This is a genomic window from candidate division KSB1 bacterium (genome assembly GCA_022562085.1).
Lineage (GTDB): Bacteria > Zhuqueibacterota > Zhuqueibacteria > Oceanimicrobiales > Oceanimicrobiaceae > Oceanimicrobium.
In genome coordinates, this window is the sequence record JADFPY010000301.1 from 1 (window position 1) to 5,723 (window position 5,723).

6 protein-coding genes are annotated in these 5,723 nt (G+C 43.1%); 3 read left to right on the forward strand and 3 right to left on the reverse strand.

Annotated features, from left to right (window positions below; translation table 11 throughout):
* On the forward strand, nucleotides 1-611 hold a 611-nt coding region (locus tag IH879_18600), incomplete at its 5' end, for a hypothetical protein (GenBank protein ID MCH7676936.1).
* A gap of 43 nt (nucleotides 612-654) precedes the next feature.
* Nucleotides 655-1,032 (forward strand): hypothetical protein, encoded by a 378-nt coding sequence (locus tag IH879_18605; protein MCH7676937.1) that lies wholly within the window; start codon nucleotides 655-657, stop codon nucleotides 1,030-1,032.
* Nucleotides 1,033-1,182: 150 nt separating this feature from the next.
* Here IH879_18605 and IH879_18610 read toward each other — a convergent pair whose 3' ends face one another.
* From IH879_18610 to IH879_18620, 3 genes are all read right to left on the reverse strand, one after another.
* The gene (locus IH879_18610) at nucleotides 1,183-2,271 is read right to left on the reverse strand and encodes a hypothetical protein (protein MCH7676938.1); all 1,089 of its coding nucleotides are present in this window, start codon (nucleotides 2,269-2,271) and stop codon (nucleotides 1,183-1,185) included.
* Nucleotides 2,272-2,370: 99 nt separating this feature from the next.
* Nucleotides 2,371-2,619, reverse strand: coding sequence for a hypothetical protein (locus tag IH879_18615; GenBank protein MCH7676939.1), 249 nt, complete (start codon nucleotides 2,617-2,619; stop codon nucleotides 2,371-2,373).
* A gap of 295 nt (nucleotides 2,620-2,914) precedes the next feature.
* The gene (locus IH879_18620) at nucleotides 2,915-4,882 is read right to left on the reverse strand and encodes a S9 family peptidase (protein MCH7676940.1); all 1,968 of its coding nucleotides are present in this window, start codon (nucleotides 4,880-4,882) and stop codon (nucleotides 2,915-2,917) included.
* Between the two features lie 361 nt (nucleotides 4,883-5,243).
* Here IH879_18620 and IH879_18625 point away from each other — a divergent pair, with 361 nt between their 5' ends.
* On the forward strand, nucleotides 5,244-5,714 hold the full coding sequence (locus IH879_18625) for a (2Fe-2S)-binding protein (protein MCH7676941.1): 471 nt from the start codon (nucleotides 5,244-5,246) through the stop codon (nucleotides 5,712-5,714).
* Nucleotides 5,715-5,723: the final 9 nt, after the last annotated feature.

Sequence of the window (5,723 nt, forward strand, 5' to 3'; positions counted from 1 at the left end):
TGCCTGAGGTAGCTTGGCAGGAAGAAATAACACCTTTATCGTGGCTTGAGCAAAATCAAGATCAAGATGTAACACGATTATCAGACATTGAATTCGATGCCACACCCACCGTAAACCAAGAAAAGCCAAGGCTTTCAGTATATTGGCGAGACGATCCTTCTACACAGGCGGAACTACTTAGCACCAAGGATGACCAAGTGCAAGCATTAATACATCAGATTAGGAAATCGCTCTTTATTTCGAATCACGAAAGCTTGGCAAATAAACTTATCACTTTGTTTAATGTTGCAAAAGAAGAAAAACCCAGGAGCCTTGGTATCTCAATCGGCTCACTCAGTAATTTTTATGATTTCCTTAAATTGAATACAAAAATAAAGAATCCAATTCTATCATTAACACCTGATTATAATATTTATGCTTCATGGAGAGGGGAGAATCGAACATTCAGCGCACATTTTTTGCCAAATGAAAGTGTTCGTTTTGTCCTTTTCAAACCAAACGATAGACATCCGAAACACAAAATTAGATTAACCGGAATAGCAACGAGTGACACTCTAATGAAAATAGTTTCACCAGAAATATTAAAAGATTGGGTACTTGGTGAAAGGTGATAAGATACCTGATAGTAATCATATAGCTAGATTCTGTAGACCAATGCAAGCTCCGGAAGGAGAAATTCAGGCCACTGCTTTCATGTTAAGAACAGATGAAGAAAGCTTATCAGTAAATTGGCTGGAATTTCTCAAATGTTCGGACAGAGCTAGTGAAGTGAGAAAGATCCAAAAAATCTACTCCGCGACATTTAATAGAGTCGGTGCCAGTGCAAGAACTGCTATCTTAAATGTCGGCGAAGTTCGCCATAAGGTCCGTACAGAAAGTCCCGACCGTAGGAATCTTGAAGTGCTTCATGACCCCATTCCGCATAGTGATCAATCCCACGGCGCAATATATAATTTAAAACATGATGACGAGTTAATCGCTGAACTCATTCTTGAAGCTGTCCTTGAGGACTACCCCGCCCGTGAACAATAATTTTTATATTCTTAAAGAATGTTTTTGTTGAATAAGTTTTGACTATTTATTTAATATATTTTAACAATCCAGGATATCTGATTTTAGTTTTCTTAAGAATGACAATCTCCGTTGCACGCCAGGATGTGAGATTCACCCCCTCAGATTTCCCTATCCCTCGTCGGTCAACCGCAAAACCTCATCAGCAGCTATTTCGGCCCCATTCAACTCAATTTGTTTCCAATTAGCAGGTTGTTGGAGAAGAGCCCCGAAATGTTCCTGCCAACTTCCGGCAAAAAAATCCTCACGTGATAACTCCTTGGCGACTGCGTACTCTTTTAAACCTTGAACCAGAACTTCATATTCAACAAAATCGTTCCTGGAAGTATAAAGCAGCGGCGTTTGGTTGGCGATTATTTCCGCCACCAGGCCGTATCCCGGCTTCGAAATTGCCGCGTCGCAGGCGTTCAACAAATTAGGGAAACGGATGAAGTTGGCCGGGATGTTAATGCAATTTTTATAAGTTTTGGAGAGTCCCAGGGTAATAAATTTAAATCCTTGCAATGATGCAATTTTTTCGAGCTCAACTTCTTTTAGATCGTTGGCCCGAAACGCTAACAAAATCAGTTTATCGCGTTTGCGAGGTGCAATTTCCAGAAGCTGCAGGACGCGTTCTTTGGGCAGTTCTGCTTTTCGAGCAATAAGGGGAATATCTGCTATCTTCGGGAATGCCGACAAGTCACCATAAAAAGGCAGCCTGAGCAGCAAATCTGCTTTGTTGTAAGATGATCTGATTTGCTGAATCAGAGAATTGAATTCCGGCATCACATCGATGTAATCCTGGTAGATCCAGTCCCAGGAAAAGTTGGCCAGCCCGATGCCTGGAATCCCGGCTGCTTTGGCGATGTCGAATGCCAGCGGTGGAATATCGGCAATGATTAGATTTGCACCCGCCTGTGCTGCAAAAGCGCTCTCCCGTTTAACTATCTCATCTTTTTGTTGATAAAGCTTAGCGACTTCGTCGAACGTTTTCTTCTTATCGATGTGAAAACTGGTCTCCTGCACGGCCCCGACGTCGAGCTTCACATTGTGAAATTGGTAATTAGAATCGAGATTTAATTCGAAAATCCATTTGGGCGCATCTGTGCGGATATGGAAAAACAGATCAGAATTCTTTCTCAACAGGGTTTTGATCAACTCGATTGAGCGGGTAGAGTGGCCGTAACCGTGACCGGTGATATAGTAGATGATAGTTGGCATAACGATTGATTACTAATTTAATAATAAAGACGGGGAATGTTTCAGAAAAAAAACAGTCCACCTGAAATGGGAGAATTTCAGGTGGACAATTTGATAAAACTAATAAATGTAGATATAGGTTGGAGCCTGACCGCTGCTATTGCCACTTCTCATTTTTTTTGACGTGAAGAGATTTTGTACAGTCTTGGCTTCCTGATGCGAATCAGCCTGCCAACTGTGCCAGCACTCCGGGTTTTGAAGGCGTGCTCTGGCGATAGCTGTACTATCGGTAACACCTATGGTCCAGGATGCAAAAGACCCACTTGCAATCGTTTTTTCAATTTCCCGTTTGATTTCAATTCCCGACATAACTCATTCCTTTATTTTTTTAAAATAAACTATTTCGATACAGTGAACATCTGTCATGAAAATAATCGGCAGAAGTGAAGCAAAGTTTTAGCAAAAAATATAAAAAAGTTCAAATGATTGATAATAATGGCGGATTTTAGAATGACCAACACGAACTCTCAGATTTGAGCAAAAAAAATCCCTCGCAAGAGCAAGGGATTTCAAGTTCAAGATCGCTTCGCTCCTCTGCCTCTGAGGGTGGAAGCGAAGAAGTCGCGACGCAGACCATCGCGACGAGGTTTAAATGAAGATCGCTTTACCGCATACTCGTCTGCTCGACGGTTCCGACAAGATAGGTTTCCAGGAACATGGCTACGGTATTATAGTAAAAATCGCGATTGGTCTTCTTGCGGAAACCGTGGCCCTCATCTTTCGCGAGCAAGTACCAGACCCCGCCGCCATTTTTGCGGATAACTTCCACCATCTGCTCACTTTCGCTGGCGGGCACCCGCGGGTCGTTCAACCCCTGGGCAATAAACATGGGTTTGGTTATTTTCGTCGCATTATTATTTGGCGAAATCTTGTTGAGAAATTCACTCATCTTTGGATCGCGTTCGTCGCCGTATTCGACTCGACGCAAATCACGACGGTATTCTTTGGTGTTCTTCAAAAAGGTTACAAAATTGCTGATTCCAACTATGTCAATACCGCAGCTCAGCCGGTCATTATAATGGGTCATTGAAGCCAGAACCATGTAGCCGCCATATGAGCCACCGATAACCGCAACGCGATCTTTATCAAACTCCGGCTGCCCAGCCACCCAATCGAGTAAAGCGCCAATATCTTTAACCGAATCTTCGCGTTTGTAACCGTTGTCCAGTTTCAGGTAACTTTTGCCGTATCCCGCCGACCCCCTGACATTCGGCGCCAGCACCGCGATGCCGAGCTCATTCACATAATATTGCGTTGCCGAGCTGAAGAATGGCCGGTACTGACCTTCCGGGCCGCCGTGAATTGAAATAAGCACAGGAACCGGACCCGTCACATTTTTGGGTTTAAAATAAAAAGCTGGAATCATCCGCGCCTTGCCGTCCACTTTGTCAAAGGTTTCATAATGAATAAGCTCTGGCGTCACGAAATTGTCCGTCATCAAACCGCCCACTTCGCTGTAAGTCCAGCGCACCAACTCGTTCTGTTCAATATTTAAAGCGTAAATATCACCGGGCGTTTGCGGAGTGTTTAAAACCATGCCCAACCGCTTGCTGTCCGGGCTAAAATTGAGTCCGTAAATTTGCCCAACTGGAATTTCAGGCAATTTAGCAGGATTATCAGTTTGCAGATTCCACATGTGCAGTTTGCTGATGCCATCTTCGTTTGATACAAAAACCAAAAATTTGGCGTCATCAGACAAACTAAATTCATTGACATCCCAGGGTATGTCCGCCGTTAGAACAGACATTTTCTTTGTTTTCAGATCGTAATACTGAAGCCGTTGAAATTCGCTGTTTTCATCTGAAGTCAGGTAAACTCCTTTGCCGTCTTTCGAAAATTCAACGCTGTCATAAGAAATTTTCTTTTTTGAAGGATTAATTTGAATAAGTTCTTTCGTTTTCAGATCCAAAACGTATGGATAGGACTCATTAATGGAAATGTAATTAAAAACCAGCAGTTTGGAGTCATCCGGCGACCAATCGACGGCGACCCAGGTGCCGGTTTTTTCTAATATAGGCTGGGCTCTATCCGCTTGGTCGGCATCCGCAACATAAATATCCCAATCCCGGCCATTGCGTTTGGTGGTGTAGAAAGAAAAACGGTCGCCGTTGTTGGACCACAATCCAAAGCCGTTTCTGGATTTGCCGTCAGTTAGCATTTTGTAGTTGCCATTTTGCAAGTTAAAATAAAAGAGCTGATAGAATTCCGAGCCACCCACATCTTTGCTAAAGAGAAAGCCCGGCTTTTTCGGGTTGGCATTGGCACTGCTGACCGGCTCCTCAAAAAAAGTGATTTGCTCACGCGCACCCCCCGGAATCTTCACCCAATGAAACTGATTAGTTTCACCAAACCTGGTTGAGATCAGCATCCCCTGGCCTGAAGGATGCCAGTCCTGCAAGAAAGCGGATCGCACGTTTTGATACTGTCCCATGCGGCTTTTAATTCGCTCAGGGATGTCCGGGATATCTTCTATGACGAGGTTGCCTTTCTCGACCCGGTTGACCTGACCATAAATAAAGCCAAATGATAAAACCAAAAAACATAAGACTAAAATCGAGACTTGACTTCTCATTTTACTCTCCTTAATTTAATTGAATTTAATTTTTTTTGGAAAATTCCTGAATGGACTTTAATATAAACCGGCTTTTTGTAAAATCAAAAGATTTATTCTGAGTATATTAAATTTTCTTAAAAAAATAAAAAGGCAAGGATAAAAAACCGGGCATTACTTTACTATTCGCAAACTCGTCGGTTTTGTTTCAGGCAAAGTGAAGATCGGTGCTGAACCAACGTTATTCAAACAAATAAACGTTTTCCCTTGATTTAGGCAGAAAAAATTGATACAGTATTTTATTCACGCCAATTATTTTTACCGTCATTCTAAACAATCGAGATCTTAGTGAACTTCAAAAGTTTAGTAAAATCGAAATTTGATGAGCGACCAATTTAGCATATCTCTTACTGTAAACGGAAAAGAGCATCAACGCTCTGTAGAGCCGCGTTTGCTGCTCAGCGACTTCCTGCGCCATGAGCTCCGACTCACCGGCACCCACGTTGGCTGTGAACATGGCGTTTGCGGCGCCTGCACCATTTTGCTGAACGACCAGGCAGTGCGTTCCTGTCTCATGTTTGCGGTCCAAGTCGATGGCGAGGAAATTATTACTGTCGAGGGATTGGCTCTTGAGGGCGATGAGTTACATCCATTGCAAAAGGCCTTTCACGAAGCTCACGGATTGCAATGCGGATTTTGCACACCCGGCTTTTTGATGACTCTGGTTCCTTATTTAAAAGAAAACCCAAATCCAACTGAGGAAGAAATCCGGGAAGCGCTGTCAGGGAATCTGTGCCGGTGCACGGGGTATCAGAATATCGTGGAGGCTGTTAAATTAGCTGCAAAGAAATAATTTTACCGC

Coding starts and splice junctions, on each gene's coding strand:
- IH879_18605 (MCH7676937.1), top strand. CDS start 655: ATGCAAGCTCCGGAAGGAGAAATTCAGGCCACTGCTTTCATGTTAAGA.
- IH879_18610 (MCH7676938.1), bottom strand. CDS start 2,271: ATGCCAACTATCATCTACTATATCACCGGTCACGGTTACGGCCACTCT.
- IH879_18615 (MCH7676939.1), bottom strand. CDS start 2,619: ATGTCGGGAATTGAAATCAAACGGGAAATTGAAAAAACGATTGCAAGT.
- IH879_18620 (MCH7676940.1), bottom strand. CDS start 4,882: ATGAGAAGTCAAGTCTCGATTTTAGTCTTATGTTTTTTGGTTTTATCA.
- IH879_18625 (MCH7676941.1), top strand. CDS start 5,244: ATGAGCGACCAATTTAGCATATCTCTTACTGTAAACGGAAAAGAGCAT.